This is a genomic window from Streptomyces sp. NPDC001027 (assembly GCF_040299045.1).
In the GTDB taxonomy this organism is placed as follows: domain Bacteria; phylum Actinomycetota; class Actinomycetes; order Streptomycetales; family Streptomycetaceae; genus Streptomyces.
In genome coordinates, this window is sequence record NZ_JBEPBI010000042.1 from 17,297 (window position 1) to 37,558 (window position 20,262).

17 protein-coding genes and 10 pseudogenes are annotated in these 20,262 nt (G+C 68.4%); 7 read left to right on the forward strand and 20 right to left on the reverse strand.

Features of this window, described 5'->3' with window-relative positions; translation table 11 throughout:
- Nucleotides 1-41: 41 nt before the first annotated feature.
- Genes ABT300_RS14910 through ABT300_RS14920 form a run of 3 tightly spaced genes read right to left on the reverse strand, consistent with a single transcriptional unit; the run spans nucleotide 42 to nucleotide 3,772 of the window.
- Nucleotides 42-491 (reverse strand): DUF6262 family protein, encoded by a 450-nt coding sequence (locus ABT300_RS14910; protein ID WP_351675090.1) that lies wholly within the window; start codon nucleotides 489-491, stop codon nucleotides 42-44.
- Complete coding sequence (locus ABT300_RS14915) at nucleotides 488-3,577, reverse strand: tyrosine-type recombinase/integrase (RefSeq protein ID WP_351675093.1); 3,090 nt, start codon at nucleotides 3,575-3,577, stop codon at nucleotides 488-490. The genes ABT300_RS14910 and ABT300_RS14915 overlap by 4 nt, the downstream gene beginning before the upstream one ends.
- Complete coding sequence (locus ABT300_RS14920) at nucleotides 3,578-3,772, reverse strand: hypothetical protein (RefSeq protein WP_351675096.1); 195 nt, start codon at nucleotides 3,770-3,772, stop codon at nucleotides 3,578-3,580. It abuts the gene before it with no gap.
- A 171-nt stretch (nucleotides 3,773-3,943) separates the two neighbouring features.
- Here ABT300_RS14920 and ABT300_RS14925 point away from each other — a divergent pair.
- Nucleotides 3,944-4,390 (forward strand): annotated as a pseudogene (locus ABT300_RS14925) (ATP-binding protein); the annotation flags it as partial.
- A 27-nt stretch (nucleotides 4,391-4,417) separates the two neighbouring features.
- Here the strand turns inward: ABT300_RS14925 and ABT300_RS14930 are convergent.
- The 8 genes and pseudogenes from ABT300_RS14930 to ABT300_RS44480 form a co-directional block, all read right to left on the reverse strand.
- Nucleotides 4,418-4,888: pseudogene (locus ABT300_RS14930) on the reverse strand (MmyB family transcriptional regulator).
- A gap of 13 nt (nucleotides 4,889-4,901) precedes the next feature.
- Nucleotides 4,902-5,093 (reverse strand): annotated as a pseudogene (locus ABT300_RS14935) (helix-turn-helix domain-containing protein); the annotation flags it as partial.
- Between the two features lie 284 nt (nucleotides 5,094-5,377).
- Nucleotides 5,378-5,740 carry a hypothetical protein gene (locus ABT300_RS44455; protein WP_502977939.1) on the reverse strand — a complete coding sequence of 121 codons (363 nt, stop codon included), beginning with the start codon at nucleotides 5,738-5,740 and terminating at the stop codon, nucleotides 5,378-5,380.
- Nucleotides 5,683-6,165: a hypothetical protein gene (locus tag ABT300_RS44460; protein WP_502977943.1), complete on the reverse strand. Its 483-nt coding sequence runs from the start codon at nucleotides 6,163-6,165 to the stop codon at nucleotides 5,683-5,685. The genes ABT300_RS44455 and ABT300_RS44460 overlap by 58 nt, the downstream gene beginning before the upstream one ends.
- A 98-nt stretch (nucleotides 6,166-6,263) precedes the next feature.
- The gene (locus ABT300_RS44465; RefSeq protein WP_502977944.1) at nucleotides 6,264-6,407 is read right to left on the reverse strand and encodes a DUF2264 domain-containing protein; all 144 of its coding nucleotides are present in this window, start codon (nucleotides 6,405-6,407) and stop codon (nucleotides 6,264-6,266) included.
- A 37-nt stretch (nucleotides 6,408-6,444) separates the two neighbouring features.
- Nucleotides 6,445-6,513: pseudogene (locus tag ABT300_RS44470) on the reverse strand (DUF2264 domain-containing protein); the annotation flags it as partial.
- A 146-nt stretch (nucleotides 6,514-6,659) separates the two neighbouring features.
- Nucleotides 6,660-6,722: pseudogene (locus tag ABT300_RS44475) on the reverse strand (hypothetical protein); the annotation flags it as partial.
- A pseudogene (locus ABT300_RS44480) lies at nucleotides 6,710-7,162 on the reverse strand (DUF2264 domain-containing protein). The pseudogenes ABT300_RS44480 and ABT300_RS44475, both read right to left, overlap by 13 nt.
- A 116-nt stretch (nucleotides 7,163-7,278) precedes the next feature.
- Between ABT300_RS44480 and ABT300_RS14945 the strand changes: the two are divergent.
- Both ABT300_RS14945 and ABT300_RS14950 read left to right on the forward strand, forming a co-directional pair.
- Entirely contained in the window at nucleotides 7,279-7,731 is a 453-nt protein-coding gene (locus ABT300_RS14945) for a DUF1569 domain-containing protein (protein ID WP_351675102.1), read from the forward strand.
- 189 nt (nucleotides 7,732-7,920) lie between these two features.
- Nucleotides 7,921-8,046: pseudogene (locus ABT300_RS14950) on the forward strand (ABC transporter permease); the annotation flags it as partial.
- A 261-nt stretch (nucleotides 8,047-8,307) separates the two neighbouring features.
- Here ABT300_RS14950 and ABT300_RS14955 read toward each other — a convergent pair.
- The 3 genes from ABT300_RS14955 to ABT300_RS14965 all read right to left on the reverse strand — a co-directional run bounded on the left by ABT300_RS14955 (nucleotide 8,308) and on the right by ABT300_RS14965 (nucleotide 10,555).
- Nucleotides 8,308-8,892 (reverse strand): TetR/AcrR family transcriptional regulator, encoded by a 585-nt coding sequence (locus tag ABT300_RS14955; RefSeq protein ID WP_351675105.1) that lies wholly within the window; start codon nucleotides 8,890-8,892, stop codon nucleotides 8,308-8,310.
- A 130-nt stretch (nucleotides 8,893-9,022) separates the two neighbouring features.
- Complete coding sequence (locus ABT300_RS14960; protein ID WP_351675108.1) at nucleotides 9,023-9,613, reverse strand: hypothetical protein; 591 nt, start codon at nucleotides 9,611-9,613, stop codon at nucleotides 9,023-9,025.
- 318 nt (nucleotides 9,614-9,931) lie between these two features.
- Nucleotides 9,932-10,555, reverse strand: coding sequence for an IS3 family transposase (locus ABT300_RS14965; protein ID WP_502977940.1), 624 nt, complete (start codon nucleotides 10,553-10,555; stop codon nucleotides 9,932-9,934).
- A 457-nt stretch (nucleotides 10,556-11,012) separates the two neighbouring features.
- On the opposite strand from ABT300_RS14965, the gene ltrA reads away from it, so the two are divergent.
- Nucleotides 11,013-12,269, forward strand: a complete 1,257-nt coding sequence (gene ltrA / locus ABT300_RS14970; RefSeq protein ID WP_351675111.1) for a group II intron reverse transcriptase/maturase — start codon at nucleotides 11,013-11,015, stop codon at nucleotides 12,267-12,269.
- A gap of 85 nt (nucleotides 12,270-12,354) precedes the next feature.
- On the opposite strand, the pseudogene ABT300_RS14975 reads toward ltrA, so the two are convergent.
- A pseudogene (locus tag ABT300_RS14975) lies at nucleotides 12,355-13,063 on the reverse strand (IS3 family transposase); the annotation flags it as partial.
- Between the two features lie 133 nt (nucleotides 13,064-13,196).
- Here ABT300_RS14975 and ABT300_RS14980 point away from each other — a divergent pair.
- Both ABT300_RS14980 and ABT300_RS14985 read left to right on the forward strand, forming a co-directional pair.
- The gene (locus ABT300_RS14980) at nucleotides 13,197-13,517 is read left to right on the forward strand and encodes a TetR family transcriptional regulator C-terminal domain-containing protein (protein WP_351675114.1); all 321 of its coding nucleotides are present in this window, start codon (nucleotides 13,197-13,199) and stop codon (nucleotides 13,515-13,517) included.
- Nucleotides 13,518-14,187: 670 nt separating this feature from the next.
- Nucleotides 14,188-15,096 (forward strand): annotated as a pseudogene (locus ABT300_RS14985) (non-ribosomal peptide synthetase); the annotation flags it as partial.
- A gap of 136 nt (nucleotides 15,097-15,232) precedes the next feature.
- On the opposite strand, the gene ABT300_RS14990 reads toward ABT300_RS14985, so the two are convergent.
- From ABT300_RS14990 to ABT300_RS15005, 5 genes and pseudogenes are all read right to left on the reverse strand, one after another.
- On the reverse strand, nucleotides 15,233-15,400 hold the full coding sequence (locus ABT300_RS14990) for a hypothetical protein (RefSeq protein ID WP_351675116.1): 168 nt from the start codon (nucleotides 15,398-15,400) through the stop codon (nucleotides 15,233-15,235).
- A 223-nt stretch (nucleotides 15,401-15,623) separates the two neighbouring features.
- A pseudogene (locus tag ABT300_RS44485) lies at nucleotides 15,624-15,854 on the reverse strand (ATP-binding protein); the annotation flags it as partial.
- Nucleotides 15,761-16,186: a hypothetical protein gene (locus ABT300_RS14995; RefSeq protein WP_351675119.1), complete on the reverse strand. Its 426-nt coding sequence runs from the start codon at nucleotides 16,184-16,186 to the stop codon at nucleotides 15,761-15,763. The pseudogene ABT300_RS44485 and the gene ABT300_RS14995, both read right to left, overlap by 94 nt.
- 1,110 nt (nucleotides 16,187-17,296) lie before the next feature.
- Nucleotides 17,297-18,262 carry an electron transfer flavoprotein subunit alpha/FixB family protein gene (locus ABT300_RS15000; protein ID WP_351675122.1) on the reverse strand — a complete coding sequence of 322 codons (966 nt, stop codon included), beginning with the start codon at nucleotides 18,260-18,262 and terminating at the stop codon, nucleotides 17,297-17,299.
- 20 nt (nucleotides 18,263-18,282) lie between these two features.
- Nucleotides 18,283-19,083, reverse strand: a complete 801-nt coding sequence (locus ABT300_RS15005; protein WP_502977941.1) for an electron transfer flavoprotein subunit beta/FixA family protein — start codon at nucleotides 19,081-19,083, stop codon at nucleotides 18,283-18,285.
- A gap of 195 nt (nucleotides 19,084-19,278) precedes the next feature.
- Here ABT300_RS15005 and ABT300_RS15010 point away from each other — a divergent pair, with 195 nt between their 5' ends.
- A complete protein-coding gene (locus tag ABT300_RS15010) occupies nucleotides 19,279-20,184 on the forward strand; it encodes a LysR family transcriptional regulator (RefSeq protein ID WP_351675125.1) in 906 nt (301 codons plus the stop codon).
- Nucleotides 20,185-20,262: the final 78 nt, after the last annotated feature.

Consider the following 20,262-nt stretch of genomic DNA (forward strand, 5'->3'; position numbering starts at 1 on the left):
TTTTTGCAGCTCAGGATGGTTCTTCGATCGATGTGACGTGGTCAGCAGGGGCCGATGGTTCGCGTCCGCGGAACGGGGGTGTCGCCGCCTCGGCGGGCGCGTTCGCGTCGCAGGTCGAGGTTCTCGCCGTGGGCTCGTTCGAGCGCGTCCCGCAGGGCCTGTACTTCTTCTCGGTGCTGCTTCTTCAGGCGGGTGATCTGGCCGGTCAGTGCGAGGACGAGAGTGCTGTGCTCGTCCGCCGGAGGCGTCGGTGCGGGAACGGACCGGGCCTGGGCCCGGAGTCGTTCGATGCGTCCTCGCAGGTCGGGGTGGTTATAGAGGAACGCATGGGAGACGCCGGCTTCCCTCTGGACGGCCTGAAAAGTGATCGGCTCACCGCGTTTGACCAGGGTGCGGATCGCCTTCTCTGCCGCGGTGGTCTTGGCCTGTGACTTGGCCTTCGCGGCGGTGGCGAGTGTCTGGGTGCGCTTGGTGCGAGCGTCGTCGGTCATGGCCGGGTCCTTCGGTGGCGGTCGAGGTCGAGGGTGAGCGGGACCGGGCCGGCGGGGGCGGCGCCGCAGCCGGCGCCCTGGATGGCGCGTCCGGGCTTGGAGCGGAGGGTGTCCAGGAGCTTGGTGAGGGCCGCGTGTTCGGCTCGTCGTTGCAGCAGCCAGACGTTGTCCTCGGGCATCGGGCGTTTGTGCCGCTGTTGGAACGCGATGGTGCTGCGGTTGATCAGGGCCTCGGTCTCGTCCAACTGCCGTTCCAGAGCACTTTGGTGGGAGGCGTCAGTGACGAAGACCGAGCAGGTCAGACAGGCATTTCCCTTGTCGCAGGTCTGCAGGGGCGGCAGCAGGCACCAGCCGTGGGGCAGGAATCGGTCGGCGCGGTTGAACAGGTGGAGGCTGTCGTGGTCGTCGTGGGAAAAGGTGACGTGGGTGCCGTCTGCGCGGAGTTTCGCGGTGGCCAGGAACACCTGCTCGGCGTGTTCCTGGCGGGCGGCGACGTAGTGCATCGTCATCGACGGGGTCGCGTGTCCGGCATAGCGCATCAACACGTGGACGGGCAGGCCGAGTTCGGCGAGCCGGGTCAGCTTGGTGTGACGGAAGCGGTGGGTGTGACTGAGCCCGACGGACTTGCCCTTGCTGTCGGTGATCTTCACGATCTTGCTGAACTCGCGGAGCATCCAGCTGTAGGTGCCCGAGGGGTAGGGCTTGTCGCCCTGCCGGTTCCCGGTCCGCTGCAGGAACAGGTGACGCGGGGTGATGCCGGGGAAGTGCTCACGGACCCACCGTCGTTGTTCCTCGATGACCGCGACGACCTCGGCGTCGACGAGGATGTTGTCCGGCGCGATGTCGATCTTGCTCTGTGCGTAGTGGAAGCGGGCGATCTGTTCGCCTTCGGCGGCGTCGACGGCCCGGTCGGGGACCGGGGAGAGGCAGTCGAAGCGGCTGGTGCGGATCTCGCTGGCCCGTCGTCCGGTGAGGATCTGCAGCAGGATCATGCGCATGGCCTGCGGGTCGTCGAAGCCGTGGGCGGTGACTTGCTGTCCGTCACCGCGGGTGAGGGCCATCTCTTCGTGGCGGGCGAGCCCGAGCAGGGGCAGTGCGGCGGGGATCTGCGCGAGCGCGTGGTCGTCGACGTAGTGCTCGTCGTTGAGTTCGCGCCGGTCAGGGATGCGGGAGACCTGCCGGAACCAGCCGGCCGCGTGCGCGTCGGTGACACGCGACCACGGGTTCGGCCCGAGGACCTGGCGGGCCTCGATGGGGTTCGCGGCGACGAACGCGAAGAGTTCGGCGACGGCCCGCAGGTCGTCGTTGACCAGGCGGGGATGGACGGGCTGCCCGACGAACCGTTGTTCATTCTGTCGCAGGAGCCGGTTGGCGGGATCGGTGTCCCAGCGGCGGAAGGCGGCGGCCAGCTGGACCGCGTGGACCGGGTCGCCCAGAACGTCGAGGGGGTCGGTGAAGGTCTGCAGCCACCGGTCGAAGCGGGCGAAGCACCGCATCCTTTCCTGGCTCACGGTCGACCAGCGCAACGTGCTGGCCTCCAACTGGGTGCCCAGGCACCACTTCACGGCCTCCCGCAGCCACGGCTGAGTGATCTTCGAGGGGGAACAGCCGTAGTGGGCTTGGGGTTCGTGCTCGGCCAGCGGAATCCGCGGGTCGCAGCGCGGATGCCACTCGTCCAGAGACCACCAGGGCCCGTCCGAACAGCGGGCGAGGAGGGCCAGACGGGAGAAGCGGAAGATCACTCGCAGCCGGGCGACGCTGCCGCGGGGAATGAGGCGGCCCCAGCGGGTTGCATAGAACCACCGCTGCAACGCGGCCGCGGTCTCCCAGTCCATGTCCCGGATCGAGGCCGGGAAAGGGTGCTGGTCGCGGATCGCGCGGCGCAGGATGTTCGCGAACTGGTTGGTGCCCAGCACCGAGGAGCGGGTCCCGTCCATGGCCTGCCAGTGCGCCATCCAGGCCAGTTCGGCGGCGATCAGCTTGGGCAGACCGGTCAGGTCGATGCTCCGGTCGCCGTTCTCTGTGATCTTCTCCCAGTCGTCGATGCCGTCCCTGATCACCGGCCCCTTCCAGGGCTCTGGCAGCTCGGTCCAGAGCTGCCAGAACGGATCCTTGTCGCTGGCCGCATGGAGATGACGCTGTTCACCGGCCATCGTCGACCTGCCAGGCAGAGATGTACGACTTCCAGTTCGCCGCGACCCGCAGGGCCTCGTCCTCGCGGGGACCCAGCCATAAAGGTCGAGCGTGGTCTGCACATGTGCGTGACCGAGTCGGCGGGAGACCACCCACTCCGGCGTCCCGGCCAGCAACAGCGCGGTCGCGTGGCTGTGCCGGAACCAGTGCGGCGTCCAGGAGGCGGGGCCGACGCCCTTCTTGCGCAGGGCGGACACCTTGTCTCGCACCGTGCCCTCGCGCAGGGCGGCCAGCAGCGGCGGCCGCTCCAGGTTCACCAGCAGCGGCGATCCGGTATCGATCTCGATGCCGAACTCGGCGGCCCGGCAGGCGAGGTGCGTGAGGTAGTCGGCGAATAGTCGCTCCAGGTCGCTGCCGACATAGACGCGTCGCGGGCGCATCATCTTCACCCTGGCCCCGTTCGTGTTGTCCTCGCGAGGCACGATCTCGACATAGGCAGTGGAGCCACGGCCCATGACGAAGTCGCAGATCCGCAGGCCGAGGGCCTCTCCCAGGCGCATGCCGGTCTCTGCGAGCAGGGCGAACAGCAGCCGGTCGCGCAGGTTCCCTCTCCAGTCGCTGACCGTGGCGTCCGGCATCGCGCAGCCGTCCAGGATCGCCTGGATCTCGGTCGGCAGCAGCAGCGGAGGGCGCCCATGATGCCGCTGGCGCCGGACCCTGACCAGCGAGGACGGCGCGGGAGCGGTGCGGGCGTCCAGGTGCGCGAGCAGGCCCCGGGCCGGGGCCCGTCGCGGCGTCCCGCGCATGAGCCGGCCCGCGACCGGCACTGAGAAGACCGCCTCCTGCCAGCGATAGAAGGAGATCAGCGCGGCCAGTCTCGCCTCCAACGTCCCGGCCTCCGGGGCCTGTTCGGGCTCGACCAGGGTGTGCTCGACGGTGCGGCCAATGCGCAATCAGGACAGGAACCCCGCGACCGCCGGGACCCCGAGATCGCCCCACCTTCCGGTCTCGTCGCGCTGTTCGAGGAATGTCCACCACTGGGCCAGCGAGGTCGCATAGCCGCGGACCGTGTTCGGCGACCACAGCTGCCGATGGGCCTCCAGCCAGTCCTCGACCGGTGCGACGGTTCGGTACTTCTCGTCGATCACGGTCCACGTCCGCCGACCGTTCGCGGGCCGGACCGCCAAGCTATGCGCCACTGATGCCGTTCCGTCTCGTTGAAGAACTCCCGTTGATAGCAATGCATCAACGACGCAGAACGCTCACGGTGACGCTCGTTGCAGACAGAGAATCGAGGGGCTCACGCCCCGCTGATAACGGTCGGGGTGGGCAAGACACATATCGCCCAGGCGCTGGGGCACCTCGCCGTCCGCCAGGGCGCCCACGTCCGCTTCGCCAAGACCAGCCGCATCCTCGCCGAACTCGCCGGCGGACATGCGGACCGCACCTGGGAGAAACGGATCCGCGAACTGGTACGGCCCGACGTGCTCATCCTCGACGACTTCGCCATGCGCCAGCTCTCCGCGGCCCACGCCGACGACCTCTACGAACTGGTCAGCGAACGGCAGGGACGGTCCCTGATCATCACGAGCAACCGGGCGCCCAGCGACTGGTATCCACTCTTCCCCAACCCCGTCGTCGCCGAGTCCCTCCTCGACCGGCTCATCAACACCAGCCACCAGGTCATCATGAACGGCCCCAGCTACCGCCCGAACAAACGCCCCAAGAACCCCACCGAGAAGCCCGCCAAGCCGTCGGTCAAATAGACGTCATCGGCGCCCGGGGCTGGGGAATTACGTGAACTCAGCCCCGGGGAAATACGTGAACGTCCACACACGGAAAGCGGCATCGTGCTCGGCTAGTTCACCGACCAGCTTCTCCAGGCGTGCACTGCCAGGGTTGGCCGAGGCTGCCATCCGCAGCTGTGCCACCGTCTGTCGGGCCACGTCTTCCCAGTCGGCGTGCAGCTCCCGCATCCGGGGAGCGGCGAAGATCAGCCGCACTCAGTTGCGTTCCTCCTGCGGGATCCTCGCGAAGTCGGTGATCAGAACCGACGCCAGGTGGTTCCAGGCCAGCACGTCCATGTAGCGGCCCAGGACGAACGCCGGAATGGCCGCCAGTCCGTCCAGCAAGCGTCGCAGCTGGGGCTGTACGCACTGAGCCCGGGGCCGCCGAGCCGCTTTGGTCTCCTGGTCGAGCAGGCCGAAGACATAGTGTCGCTGCGTGTCGTCGAGTCGCAGCGCGGAAGCCACGGCAGCCAGCACGCTCGGGGGTGACCGCGATGCGTGCCTGTTCGATACGGCTGTAGTAGTCCGTACTGATCGCGGCCAACTGGGCCACTTGCTCGCGCCGGAGCCCTGGCACCCGACGCGGCTCGTCCCAGACCGCGATGCCCACCGCTTCCGGACGCAGCTCATCGCGCCGAGCCCTGAGGCAGGCCGCGAGTTCCCGGGCGCGTCCCCTGAGCATCAGCGGCCATCCTCTGAGTCCATCTGTCCGAAGGCCTTTCGTTCACAGGGCGAGCGGCCACGCCAGGGTCTTCTCCGCAGAAGCGCGCCGCGTGCTCACGGTGTGCTCCCGCGATGCAACAGGGCCTCTCAGGCCCAGGGGAGAGCCTGTTGGGCGGGGTACTCACAGGGTCTCCCCGAATCCAGAACCCGCCCATAAGCTGGTGGTTTTGCGGTACCAGGGGACTTCCTTGGGTTGCCCATGACCTGAGCACTTCTTGCGCGCGTTCACCTGGGGCACGTGGGCTACCGGGTCGGCTCTGCGGCACTGTCCCGGTCCTTGGTGAGGACGTGGTCGAAGGAGACCACGGTGAACTCGTTGTAGTTGTCCGGTGAGAAGCGGATCTCCTCCTCCCAGTCATGGAGCCTGACCGTCCGCTTCCCTGTGATCTCCCATGTCCCGTGATAGATGTTCCGGGTGCCGTGCTGATCCTCGTGCCACTCGTGGTCGCTGGTGAACCGGATCTGATGGCCGACGGCATTGGTGCCGACGGCGTGCGCGACCGTGCCCTCGACCTCGTTCCAGCCGTGGAGCCCGACGATCGCACTGGTCAGCCCGTCAGCCCGTCGGCCCGGCGGGCTGTCGCCCAGCCCGGACCGGTACGGCACTCGGGAGGCTCGGTGTCGTGGGCGATGGCCCAGCCGCTCTCCCGTACCGGCGTGTTGGGCGGCGCGTCGATGCGGTGCACCCGTGCCTCCCAGGGGCCGTGCACCACGCTGACGGTCTCGATGCCGTTGCCGTACCGCGAGGCGGCGCGGCGGCCCCGGGCGCCCAGGGGGTGGATGCGGCCGCGCCGGGAGGGGATGCCGTCAGGGGCGCGCAGGGCGAGGTGGTTGTCGGGCCCCGGTGTTTCGGGGGCCGTGGTGCTGGAGTAGGCGAGGCGGGCGTAGTGGGGACTGTCCCCGGCGGTCGTCGGCGGGGGCGGGAGACGGTCGCTGCCGTGGTTGACGAGCCGGACGATCCCGTCGGCTGCGGTGGAGTGCAGCAGCCAGCAGGGGGCGGGCAGGGCCACGCCCACGTCGGCCCTGTCCACGGGAGCGGGTTCCTCCGGCTCCGTCCACACCGGGTGACCGGCGGGCAGCAACAGCCCAGGAACGCCTTGCTCGCCCAGTACGGGGAGGCGGGGCCCGATTAGGGCTGGGCGACGGGGAGGAAGGGCCGGTACCAGCCGAGGCTGAGCAGGCCGCTCTCGTCCGGGACACCGCGCTCGGCGAAGTGCTTGAGGGCGCCTGAGGCGAGGCGACGGGTGCGGCCCGGGCGGCAGCGGAGTCGCATCGGCCAGGACCCCGGCCCACAACGGAGCGGCGGCCGCGAACCGATAGGTGAGCGAACGCCCCTGATGGACCGGCGCCCCGTCGGAGCCGAAGAAATGTTGGTGCACGACGAGGAATTCGTGCAGGCGGGCCCTAGCGCCGGGCTACCGTGCCCGCATCCGCACGCGGGCCGGCGATCCGCGCCCACAACACCGGATACAGAGGCAGCGCCCCAGACGTTGTAGTAGTCGAACTTCTTCCCGTCGCCGTCGGTGTACCAGCCGCCGCCCCAATACCCGTCGTCCAGCCGGGCGAGCCCCGCGTCTATCTCGTATATCTCGTACCGTCGGTGCGGGCGCCGACGGAGGCGAGGAACTCCTCCGCGATGACCTGGAACAGACGCCAGTTCGAGTCGTTGACGTCGGCACCTACGAAGTCACCGAGCCAGTCGGCGACTTGCTGCCGCACGAGGTCGTCGAGGTGGTCCCACAGTCAGGGCCGCGACTCGTGCAGGGCGATCGCGATCGACGCCGCCTCGACCATGGGCTGAGCGCGGTCGGTGATCGGCGGCCAGCGCTCGGGATGGTACGGATCGGTCCCGGCGGCGAGCCCGGCAGCGTACCGCTCGACGAGCGCGGGACCGACCCGCCCGCCGGAGCCTGCGATACGGAAGGCAGCGAGGAGGAAGGAACGAGCGAACCCTTCCAGCCCGTCCGACCACGAGCCGGAGTGGCTGGCCGGACCGCTGCTCGACCGGATCGCCGACCCCGGCCGCAAGGCCAGGGAACAGTTATGCCGGGCCCGGAGGCCTCACCCTAGGTGTCACCGCATAGCGGTATCCCCGTCAGCCCCTCTGGCATCGCGAGTCCACCATCGCCACATAGGATCCTGCCATGTCCTCTCCCGACCTCGAGCAGTTCATTCAGCCGCTTTACCAGAACGCCGCCCGCCCTCAGCACGACCTGCTGGCGCCCGGCAGCACCTGGAACCTCTCGCAGACGGTGCAGCACTGCGCCCAGACCGTCCGCTACTCCGTGACCGGATATCCGGCGCTCAAGCCCGCCCTGTACCGGGCCACGGTAGGGAGACTGGCCAAACTGGTCTTCCTGCGCCGAGGAGCGATGAAGCATCCGCTCGGGGCGGAGATCGAGGGGGCACCGCCATTGGACCCGGGTCTGCCGGTGCCCGACGCTGCGGCCGATCTCGCGGACGCAGTGGCCCTGTTCACCGGCCACACCGCCGGGCACGCCACCCATCCCGCCTACGGACGCTGCACGCACGACGAGTTTGCGCAGCTTCACGCCATGCACCTCGCCGACCACCTGCCCGGACTGGCCAGGAGCTGACACCGCGCCGAGCCGCCCACCCCGTCGCAACGCGTCGCACCGTTGGCGAATTCGGCAGGGTCTACGTGGCTCCCAGGCGGCTGAGGGTGTGTCGTGCTTCATCGCGATCTGGGCGGTGTCGACCTCGGTTTCGGCGACGATGATCCGGCACATGCGGCACATCCCCTCGCTGGTCCTGTTCACGGCGACGGCCTGATGGCCTCCCTCACTGGCATCTTCTGGGCGCTGCATTACGCCAGCGCCCGCTACGACAACGCCACCGGCCTCGAACTCTCCGTCGTGGCGGCCGTGTTGCTCGGCGGTATCGACTTTGACCTTCACAGTCCTGCAGCTTGAGTTCCAAGTCGACGACCTGACCAGCTGTGAGAACAGGCGGGCGGTACATCGGCGGGGCCTGTGGCAGGACGCCCTCGGAGGCGAGCCGGTACATGACCTGGCGAAGCATGACCTTGAGCGGGGCGTAGCCCGCAACGATCTGCCTCGCCCGGTCCGCCACGGCCGGCCACCGGATCCGCTCACGCGTCATACCGGCACTTTTGTGCTGCTTCGGTCCCGGGCTGGTGTCCCGCGTACCGATCAGGTGTAGGGCTGCCACGCGGCCAGCGCGTTGTCCACGCTCCGCTCCACGAACTCCTCGTCCACCGCCTGGTCGAGCAGATAGCGCTGAAAGAACAGCGGCCCGATGATCCGCGCGAGGAGAAGCGACGCGTGCTCGTCGGCGCCAGGCCGCAGTTCGCCACGCTCCACGGCGGCCCGCAGAGCTCCGCGCAGGTCTTCGACAGCGGCGCCGTAGAGGTGGTGTCGCAGCTCTCGTATGTGCGGATCGCGCTCCGCCTGGTCGATGAGTGTGGCCATGACCGAGGCTGAGAGGGACTGATTGAACCAGTTCAGGCGGTCGGTGATCTGTCGTACCAGGTGGTCGCGTACGCTCCCCTCACCCGCGCCCAGCAGTGGTTCGGTCAGGCCGACGAGGGCGTCCAGCAGCAGGTCCTGCTGCTGCGGCCAGTGGCGATAGAGGGTGGCCCGGCCGACGCCGGAGCGCTCGGCGACCGCGGCATGGGTGACCGCTCCGGGGCCACCTTCCCCCAGAAGGTTCACAGCGGCCGCCAGTGCCGCCGTGCGGCTTCGCTGCGCACGGGGGTCCGCCTTCGATGGACTCATCCGACACCTGCTTCCTACAAGAGACTCACGATACATACCGTCTCACAGATACGACGGTGAGGGCGGGCCCGGTGGGCCCGCCCTCACACCATGCGGGGGAGGGGGATAGCTACCCCGCGTCCTGGGGTGGCTATGCGGTGGCCTCCCGTGTCGGCGCAGTGGCGGCCTCTTTCGCCTGCTTCCCGGGGTGCTTGCTCGCACGCCTCCGCTTGGCCTCTTCCTTTCGGGCGTTGTCGGCGGCCTCTTCCATCGCCTTCAGCTCATCGCGCAGGGCGTCGGCCGGGCGGCGTTCGAGGATGGCCTCGTAGCTCATGGCCAGCTGGTCCAGGACCTGGGTGTCGGTCTCGACGACCTCGGCGAGGATCATCGTGCCGTCGGCCGGGACATGGGGCGTGGCGGCGATGACGGCGCTGCTGGCGAGGGCGGCCCGCTTGCCGTCACTGCCGCCCCCGATCAGCGCGCCGATGCTCCAGCCCAGCAGAACGCCGAGAGGCCCGCCGAGGATGCCGACCACCGAGCCGACGAGCCCGCCGATCGCCGTATTCTTCCCCTCCTCGTTGTCCATGCCCTCGGGTATGCGCACCGAGCCGTTCGCGAGGCGCTCGATCAGGACGGCGGCACGGACGTCGGTCGCGGCGGAGCGGATGTGCTTGAGGTCGCTGAGTGCCTGGTAGGCGGTGGCACGGTCGGCGAAGCGCAGGGCGATGGCGTTGATTGACATGGCTCTCTCCTGGGTGACGGACCTGCAGCGGAACTTGTGACGGGCGGTGACTTCTCCGGTGAGCCTTCCACCCCGCCTGTGAGACAGTCTGTATCAGAGAGGGGTTGTGAGTCAACCTGTCTCATAGGGGGGTCGGGAAGAGGTACTTCCGCTGCCCCGAACGCCCGAAGACCCGCGTGCCCGCCGCGGCCGCGTGGCCGTTCTTACGGCCGCCTTCGAGCTTCTCGCCGAAGGCGGCCCGAGCGGGTCATCCTCGCCGCCGTCGCCGAACGGGCCGGAGTCGGCCGGGGGGCCTTGACCCTGAATCCTGAACACGGGTTATGCGGCTGGTGCCAGCGTAGTTGGTGTGAGGTGGAAGGCGTTCTCGAAGGCGATCGGTGATCGTTGCCCGAGGCTGGAGTGTCGGCGTCGGGTGTTGGAGCGGTGGAGCCATCGGAAGGCGTCGAGCCGGGCCTCGCGCTCGCCTGGCCAGCTTCTTCGTCCCTGCAGGGTCTCGCGTTTGAAGGTCGCGTTGAAGGACTCGGCCAGTGCGTTGTCCGCGCTGGAGCCGACCGAACTCATGCTCTGCCGAGCCCCTGCTGACCTGCATGCTTCGGCGAATGTCCTGCTCGTGTACTGGGCTCCGTGGTCGGTGTGCATGATTGATCCGGCGAGGCTGCCTCGGGTGCGGACGGCTGCGGCCAGGGCGTCGGTGACGAGGTCCGCGCGCATGTGGTCCGCGATCGCCCAGCCGGCCAGACGGCGCGAGGCGAGGTCGATGACGGTGGCCAGGTAGCAGAACTTCCCGCCGTCGATGGGCAGGTAGGTGATGTCGGTGTGCCACGAATGCGAAAAGAGAGGTGCGGAATGTAGGTAGGAACCTCTTGGAAAGCAATGCTGCGTGGAAGATGAAGGTAGGCCCTTCGGAACCACTCTTCGGGGAGAGGTTCCAAACCGCCACATGCTGCGTTGGCTGAAGACCGTCGTGGTGAGCGATGTGGAAAAGGCGCCCAGGAGGCGTCAGGTGGGGATCAGGAAGGCGAGCGCAAGCGAATCGCTGATGACGTGTCGAAAACTTACAGACGGCATCAAAACTGGGGCTGTAGATATGGCTCCAGGACAAGTCTGGCGGAAACCCGGTTACTGGCCAGACGGTGCCCGGCATGGAGGCGACGCGTGCCTGGTCTGCTGCTTTCACGTGGAACGTGGGAAGGCGAGATCTGACATCGCCGTGCGCATGAGCGGCGTGAGGGAGCGTCCCGAGACGGCCGAAACCGCGAGGGACTGAGTACCGAGTCGGATCTCGCCGGCGGACCGGCCCGTAGTAGCGAAGAAGCCCCTGTAACGGGGGTGGAGCGAAGGGGCCGGGTCATCCGTGGCTGTGTTCGTTCGATCAACCAGAGCACCTGGGAGGAGTCGCATGGACGAGCTGAAGTCTCCAGAAAAGCCGTTTGAGATCTCGAAGTGGGAAGTGTGGGAGGCATGGGAAAAGGTTAGGGCCAACAAGGGGGCGCCGGGCGTGGATGGCTGCTCGATCAAGGACTTCGAGAAGGACTTGCAGGGGAATCTCTACAAGATCTGGAACCGCATGTCCTCGGGTAGCTATTTTCCACCTCCGGTGCGAGCGGTGGAAATCCCCAAAGCTCATGGCGGAGGAATCAGGATTCTTGGAGTGCCCACTGTCGCGGACAGAATCGCGCAGACCGTGGTGGCCGCCCGGTTGGAAAAGCGAGTGGAGCCAAAATTCCACCCGGATTCCTATGGGTATCGGCCTGGACGGTCGGCGCTGGACGCGGTGGCCCGGTGCCGAGAACGCTGCTGGAAACAGGACTGGGTGGTCGACCTCGACATCCAGAAGTTCTTCGACAGCGTGCCCTGGGACCTGGTCGTCAAGGCCGTGGAGGCCAACACCGATGTCGTCTGGGTGAAGTTGTACGTCACGCGCTGGCTCAAGGCGCCGCTGCAACTGCCCGACGGCACCCTGCAACAGCGGGACCGGGGAACCCCACAGGGATCAGCGGTCTCGCCCGTACTGGCGAACCTGTTCCTCCACTACGCGTTCGACACGTGGATGGACCGGGAGTTCCCGGGCGTCCCGTTCGAACGGTACGTGGACGACGCGGTTGTGCACTGCGTCAGTGAACGCCGGGCCAGACAGCTGGTCGAGGCGATCAGGAACAGGATGGAAGAGGTCGGACTGCGACTGCACCCGGCCAAGACCCGGATCGTCTACTGCAAGGACGCGAACCGCGAACGCTCCCACGAGCACACGTCGTTCACGTTCCTGGGGTTCACCTTCCGCGCCCGCAAAGCGCGCAGCAAGCACGGGGTCACCTTCCCGTGTTTCCTGCCCGCGGTCAGCGACGGGGCCCTGAAGAGAATGGGTGCCGAGGTGCGCAGCTGGCGCATCCACCGGCGTACCGGACACACCTTTGCCCAGCTCGCGCGGTTCATCAATCCGATCGTGCGGGGCTGGATCCAGTACTACGGGGCGTTCTACCCCTCGGTGCTGAAGCCCTTCCTCCAGCGCATCAACGCCTACCTGGTGCGCTGGATCCGCCGGAAGTACAAGCGGCTGTCCGGATTCAAGAAGTCCAAACAGTGCTTCCAGGACATCACCCGACGATACCCGGGCATGTTCGCGCACTGGCGCTTGTGCCGGACCTACTGGATGTGACCAGGGTGGCAAGAGCCGTGTAACGGGAGACTGTTACGCACGGTTCTGTGGGGGCCGGAGGGTGAGACTCCCTCCGGCTACCCGACCCGACGTACTTCGTGTTCGGCTCGTCCGCGGTGAAGTCACGGCCGATCAGGTCCGGGGCCTTGCCTGCGGCGAGGTCGGGGACGGTGGTGCGGTGCCGACGGCGCAACCGGACTCCTTCGATCCCGAACGCCCGCATGATCCTGGCGACCCGCTTGTGGTTGACCGCCTCAGCATTCGGCTCCCGGAGCTCGGCGGTGATCCTCGGGGCTCCGTAAGTGCCGCCTGATTCCTGGTGCACCGCCTGTATCCGGGCGGCCAGCCGTGCGTCGGCTGCCTGCCGGGCGGCCCGGTCCGCGGCGGTCCGGCGCCAGTAGTAGAAGCTCGAGCGGCTGACGCCGAGGATGCTGCAGAGCCGCTTCACGCCGTAACGGCGCTGGAGGTCGGCGACACACTGGAAGCGGTTCACCAGCGCGTCTCCCCGGCGAAATACTTCGCCGCCTTCCGCAGGATCTCGCGTTCCTCCTCCAGCTCACGGACCTTCTTCCGCAAGGCCGCGTTCTCCGCCTCAGCGGGGCCGGCAGCTGAGCCGGTTCCGGCGTCCTGCGTCCCCGCGGACGGCTTGCTCCGGCTGCGCGGACCCAGTTCCGCAAGGTCTCCGGATTGATCCCCAGATCGGCGTCGATCGACCTGATCGTCGCATCGGGCCGCGACTCGTACAGTGCGACTGCGTCCGCCTTGAACTCCGGCGGATAGTTCTTCATGACCACGAGATGTCCGTTCTCAGATCCTCAGGATCCAGTGTCTCGTGTGTTCAACATCAGGGGTCAAGGCCCGGGCCAGCGTCTACCGGCACTGGCACGACCAGCAGTCCCTGCTCCTGGACACACTTGCCGACGGCGTTTGCCTCTGGTCACCTTCAGCAACGGGCCCGTCCGCCCTCGACTGGAGACCCAGCTGGAACAGATGGCCGACTGGCTCAACCAGCCCGTCACCGTGTCGGTCGTCGCCGAACGGGCCGAACGGGCCGAACGGGCCGAACGGGACGCGGAGGCACGGCGCATCCGCGAAGAGATGGTCGGCCACGCCGAGGCACACTTCGCGGGCGCACTCACCGCCGCCGTCGAACGAGGCGAACTCCGCCCCGGCGTACGGGCACACACCACCGTCTCATCGCCGAGATCGTCGGCCCCATGCTGTTCAAACGGCTCATGCTCGGTGTAGGACTCAACAAGGAGACCATCGCGGTCGTGGTCGGCACCGCACTCGCACCGTGGTCACCGAACGCGTAACGCGACCGTCACCGAATCAAAGGGAGCTGCCCACCAAGACAGCGGGCCGCACCCGCGCCGCTCGAAGAAGCGCGGGTCCCGTGCGCCAGCCACGACTGAGGGGCAGGCCGGAGCCGGCGGAGCCCATGTCGTCGATGACGGCGACGGCGTATTACTCGTAGGAGATACTGGCCTGGCGGTCTCGCCCACGACGGGCTGTCCAGGCCGGGCGGTACACGCCTGTGCGCTTACCGGGGGCGTACGCATCCCCGAGCCGCCGGCGTGACTGGTGAGGTGTCAGGGCGCGAGGTTTCCTTTGAGGGCGCCCGTGAGCAGGGAGCGGAGCGCTTGCTCCGTGACCGGACGGGGATTGGCGTACGGCTGAGTCCGTGCCTGGGTGATGACCTCGTCCAAGTCGGTTTTCACGAGGCCCAGTTCGGTCAGTGAGTGCGGGGCGCCCAGGCTGGCAGCCGTGCGGAGGCGAGGTATCGGGGTACGTCGTTGGTGGCCAGGGCGCGGCGGCGGGACTTTTCCGCCGCCGGGCTGAGGGGAGGTTGAAGACCGCGACGTACGGGAGCAGGACCGTGTGGGTGGCGGCGTGGGGCAGGCCGAAGGTGCCGCCGCCCGACTCGGTCTGCCGGACGGTGAACATGTTCGGCATCACCGAGACGACGGTCCACGTCACCCAGCAGACCCTCACCCGGCGGCTGGCCCTCGCCGCCACCCGCTCCGTCGGGCACGCGCTGCCCGGCTGGCACCTGTACGTGACCGACGAGGCGGGACGGCTGCTTCCGCCCGACGTGACCGGCGAGATCTGCGCCGGCGTCGCCCTTCGCTACCTCGGGCAGGCGGAACTGACCGCCCGGCGCTTCGTGGCGGACCCGTTCACCGGCGGCACCATGTACCGCAGCGGCGACCTGGGACGCCTGCGCCCGGACGGCCGGCTCGAACACCTGGGGCGGATCGACAGCCAGGTCAAGATCCGCGGTTTCCGGATCGAGGTCGACGAGATCCGCGCCGTCCTGCTGGAGGACCCCGGCATACGGCCTGCGGCCGTCGCGGTCCGCCGCGACGACCCGGCCGACGCTGCCACCGCCCGCATCGACGCCTACGTGGTCCTCGCCAGCGGCACCCCATCCACGGTCCGCAATCGGGCCGCAGGCGTCCTGCCCGACTACATGCTCCCACCACCGTCACCGCCCTGGAGTCGCTCCCCCTGACAGCCAACGGAAAACTCGACACGACCCGGCTCCCCGCACCCGCGGTCCCCGTCGCGCCGACGCGGGACACCGAGCCCGTCACCGGCGATCTCGCCGAGCAACTGCGCGTGATCTGGAGCGAGGTCCTCGGCACGCCCGTCGACCTGGACGACGACTTCTTCGAACTTGGCGGCAACTCCCTGTTCGCCGTCCGTATCGGCGCGACACTGCGCGCGTGGCCTGCCGTCCTTGCGTCTGCGGGAGCTGTATCGCCATCCGACCATCCGCGAGATGGCCAGCAGCCTCGCTTCCCCGTCGCCGGGAGGCAATTGATCCCCCAGTGGTCGCACGGCTTCTCTCCCAGCAACCGCAGGTCATGAGCGCCGCGTCGTCGCGGCGGTTCACAGCCGGAGCTGCAGTAAGCACGTGGTCAAGCGCACAGAGGCAAGAGACTTCGCTGCATGAACGATCAGTTAGAGCGAGCGGGGTCGCGCAGGACGAGGCACACCACGCTGCCGCCCTGCTCCAGCTCGTACCAGGTTGCCGAGCGGAAGCCGGCCCCGAGGCTTTCGATCACCCGGTTGGGCAGGCCGCGGTGCTTCAGGCCCGGAGCCTGCTCCCTGACGTTCGTCGCCATCACCGCAGCGCACACCGGCGGTCATACGGCCAGCGGTTGTGCCGTGTTCCGTGGTGGCGGGTGGGAGCTGGGAGGTGCGGCGCGGATTCGCCATCTGGTGCTCGATGAGCCGCGCCAGTTTCGGCGGCAGGAGCACGGGGTGGCGGTCGACGACGAGATAGGCGTCGGAGGCTCGTGGCGCTGGTTCATGGTCGCGCTCCTGGGGTTCTTCAGCTCGATCGGCCCCTGCGGGGAGCCCGGCCCGCTTGCGGCGGGGCCGCAGGTTCGCCGCGTCGCGTCCGGCGGCCTCTTCGGCCAGGAGGACGCGGACGACCTCGGCTGGGTCCCAGCGTTGGGCCTTGGCGGTAGGGATCAGGTCGCTCAACGCCCGCCGCAGGTGCAGGAGTTTGAGCCGTTTGGTGAGCTCGATGGCTTCGGCCAACGGGTCGCCGTGGGCGCCGGTGATGGTGCGGATCGCGTCAGGGCTGCGAACAGCGCCTGGAAGGCGGCGAAGACCGAGAGCGGAATGACGGCGTTCGGGTCGTCGTTGATGATGCCGCTCATGCCGAAGTACTCGGTGACGTCACCGAGGATCCCGGCCCCGCCGATCGAGTCGCCGAACGCGGCCGAGTAACCGTAGACGACCCAGATACAGCCGACCAGGGTCACGGCCCCGAACGTCAACGTGATCATGTTGGGGACGCTCTTGGCGGCGACCATGCCGCCGTAGAAGAGCGCGAGGCCCGGCACCATCAGACAGACGAGTGCCGTGCTTGCGAGCATCCAGGCGGTACTTGCGGTGTCCATGCGCACGCTCCGCGGAGTGGATCGGTGGGTCCCGCAGACAGCCAGCCCCACGGAAGGAAACAAGGTTTCACTGCAGTAGTACGGACGCTCAAGCGCGGAATTAAGGGCGAGTTTCGGTCACTGCCCAGGCTCCCCGGTCCGGCTGGAACCGGGGATGTGGCTCGGCCCGGCCCGTGGCCAGGTCGGCGGCCATCGCCCCGATCAGCCGGGCGAACCCGTCTCCGTGCCCCGAGCAGGGCGACGCGATGGCCAGGGGGCTGTGCCGGTCGAGGACGAAGCCACTGACGCGGTGCGCGAGGCCGGGCCGACGACCCCGTCGCGGTGCGGGTCGTGGTAGGGGTGCCTCGGTCGTGCTCGACGACCGTGACCGCGGGCCCCCGTCGCTGCCTGACGGCAGGCCGAAGACCTGCGTGGTCGCGTCCTTGGAGACCAGCACCGGCAACGGCACGTCCGGATCCCGCCGCCGGAAGTGGAAGACCTGCTGCTCGGTCACCCGCAAAGGCGGCAGGACGACGGGCAGCCCGAGGCCGGGCAGCCGGGGCCGGAGGCGACCACGACCGTGTCCGTGACGAACTCCTGGCCGTCGTCAGTGCGTACCCGCGCTTTCCCTGCCCGCCGTCCGCCCACCGCCCGGACGTCGATGTCCTCGCCCCGGCAGCGGGTGATCACATCGGCACCCAGTTCCGCGGCCCGGCGCACGCAGGCGGCGAGGCGTCGGCGTCCGGGTGGTGCAGCGGCGGGCCGGTGAAACCGCCCAGGACGGCGGCCAGGCCCTCCGGTCGCGCCCCTCGACCAGTTCCTCGGCAACCTCGACGAGCACGTAGCCCCCAAGGGGGTCTCCGGGGACGGCTTGAGGATCACCGTGCATCCAGCAGCTGGCGCCGACCCGAGCTTGAGGCGTCCCAGGCCGGGACGGTGCAAGCCTGGGCCGAAGACAGTGAAGCGTCGTCGGGAACCGGCGGTTCAACAGCTTCCCGGCGAACTCGGAGCCGGGGAGGCGGCGCGGCTCGGCACAGCAGATCGCGTCCCACCGGAAGGCGCACCGGCCATCAAAGCAGTGGACAGGATGGCAACGTCTCCGGCGACCGACCAAGGGCGACTCCTATGACGTCATCCCACGCTCAGCCTCATGCGCCGGTTGATCTCGGCGGTAAGGGCAGGGAGGACAGTGTGGAGGTCGCCCACGACACCGAAGTCGACGAGCTCGAAGATCGGCGCCTCCTCGTCCTTGTTGACGGCAACGACGGTCTTCGAGGTCTGCATGCCCGCACGGTGCTGGATCGCACCGGAGATGCCGCCTGCGACGTACAGCTGCGGGCTGACGGTCTTGCCGGTCTGGCCGACCTGCAAGGTATGCGGCATCCAGCCCGAGTCGACGGCGGCACGCGAGGCGCCGACCGCGGCACCCAGCGCGTCGGCGAGGTTCTCGACGGGGGCGAAGTCGCCACCGGTGCCGCGGCCGCCGGAGACCACGATCGCGGCCTCGGTCAGCTCGGGACGCCCCGAGGCCTGGCGCAGCTCGAAGGCCACGATTCGGGCAGACTTGGCGGCGTCGGAGACCGTCACCGTGAACGGTGTCAGCGCGCCGGCGCCGACGGCCTCCTCCGGCACGGCGGAGTTCGGTTTGACGGTGATGATCGGAGTGCCTCGGGTGACCTTCGCCCTGACGGTGTAGGTTCCGGCGAACACCGACTGGGTGGCGACGAAGCCCGCCTGGAGGCCGATGGCGTCGGTGATCAGGCCGGAGCCGAGCTTGATCGCCAGGCGGCCGGCGATCTCCTTGTTTTCCGCCGAGGACGGGAGCAAGATCGCGGCGGGGTCGGTGGCGGCGGCGAGCTGCTGCAGAGCCTCGGCCTTCGGGGCCACGAGGTAGCCCTTGATCTCGGTGTCGTCGATCGCATAGACCTTGCCGGCGCCGTACGCCTTGACGGCCTCGGCGGCGGTGGCGGCCTGATCGGCGTCGCCGATGAAGACGGCGGAGGGCTCGCCGAGCCGTCTGGCCATGGTCAGCAGCTCGAAGCTCGGCTTCCTGACAACGCCGCCGACGTGGTCGACGAGAACCAGAATCTCCGTCATTGTTCTTTGACTCCCCTGCCTCAGATGAACTTCTTCGACGCGAGGAAGTCGGCGAGCGCCTTGGCGCCCGTGCCGTCCTCGTCCTTGACGATCTCACCGGCGGTACGCGCCGGGCTGGCGTCGGCGGCCTCGACGGTGGTCCACGCCCCCGAGAGGCCGACCTGGCCGGCCTCCAGGCCGAGTTCGGCGAGGTCGAGGGTCCTGAACGGCTTCTTCTTGGCCGCCATGATGCCTTTGAACGACGGGTAGCGGGCCTCCCCCGACTGGTCGGTGACCGAGAGAACGAGCGGCATGGTGCCGCCGGCGGTCTCGGTCGCGACGTCGCCGTCGCGGTTGACGCGTACCTGGTCGCCGTCGGTTTCGACAGCCGAGGCGAGGGTGATCTGCGGCAGGCCGAGACGCTCGGCCAGCATCGCCGGGACGACGCCCATTCCGCCGTCGGTGGAGGCCATGCCGCACATGACCAGGTCGGGGACGACACCGCCGTTGGCCTTCTTGACGGCCTTGGCCAGCACCAGCGAGGTGGCGACCGCGTCCGAGCCGGCGATCACGTCGTCACAGACCAGCACGGCTTTGTCGGCGCCCATCTGCAGGGCCTTGCGGACCGCGGCCTCCGCGTCGGCGGGGCCGACGGCCAGGGCGGTGACCTCGACGTCCTCGTCCTCGCGCTCCTCCTTGATCCGAAGCGCCTGCTCGACGGCGTACTCGTCGAGCTCGGAGAGCAGACCGTCGACCTGCTCACGGTCGACGGTGAGGTCCGGCTCGAACTGCCGGTCGGCAGTCGCGTCCGGCACGTATTTCACCAGTACTGTGATCATCATTGGGGGCTGTCCTCATGCGTTCGCTGGGGGACCTGGGGTGCACCGTCACGAAGGCGACCGGTGCCTGTGGCCTCTGCACGTACGGGAAGCGGGCCAGGGACACCACACGAGTACATCCCCCCAGGAAGTGCGTGTCCAATATCAATCGAGGCTGAATTATGCCGATTCAAGAAATAATCTCTTAGGGTTGTACCCGTGGAGGTTCGCCAGCTGCGGTGCGTCGTCGCGGTCGCCGAAGAGTTGCACTTCGGGCGTGCCGCTCAGCGTCTGCAGATGTCCCAGGCACCGCTCAGTGCCCAGATCAAGCGCATCGAACGGGAGGTCGGCTTCCCGTTGTTCGAGCGGACGACGAGGAGCGTGCAACTGACGACGGTGGGCGCCGAGTTCTACCGCCGCGCCGTCGCGATCCTGGAGCAGGTCGACCAGGCGACGGCAGACCTGGAACAGGTCGCGGGCGGTCGGGCAGGGCGCCTCCGGGTCGGCTTCCCGAGTTCGGCCAGTTACTCGATCCTGCCCCATGCCGTCCGGAGCCTCCGTGAGCAGGCGCCCGACCTCGACATCGAACTCGTACCGCTTACCAGCGCCGAGCAGGTGGAAAGAGTGCACGAGGGAACGATCGACATCGGCATCGTGAGGGGCGCAGCAGGCGCCCTCGACCTGCAGACCAGGAGACTCTACGAAGAACAGATCGTCGCCTGCCTGCCGAAGGACCATCCACTGGCCGCGAACGAGCTCGTCAGCGCCGAGGACCTGGCACGCGAACCGCTGATCTTCTTCCCCGCCAGAGACATGCCCGGCTTCGTGGCGGAGATCAGGCCGATCTTCAACGGCATGCCGTTCCCTCGCGTGCGGACCCGCGTCGTCCACCAGGAGACGGCGCTCGGTTTCGTCGCCGCGGGTGTGGGATTCACGCTGCTGCCGGAGTCGGTCACGTCATTCATGCCCGCGTCGGTCCGAGTGGCCCGGATCGTCTCCTGCCCGACCACCGTGATGTACGTCGCCGAACCACGGTCACTCGCCCCGGCCGCGCGGTTGTTCCGGCGGGCACTCTTCGAGGCGGCGGCCGCCGTGGCCGCGCGTTCATCGGCCTCGTCGGCCTGACAACCGCAGTGGGGGCGGCTCCTGTTCCGGTACGAGCCGGCCGAGCCGCGGCCACTGGCAGTGGACGCTGTGACGTTA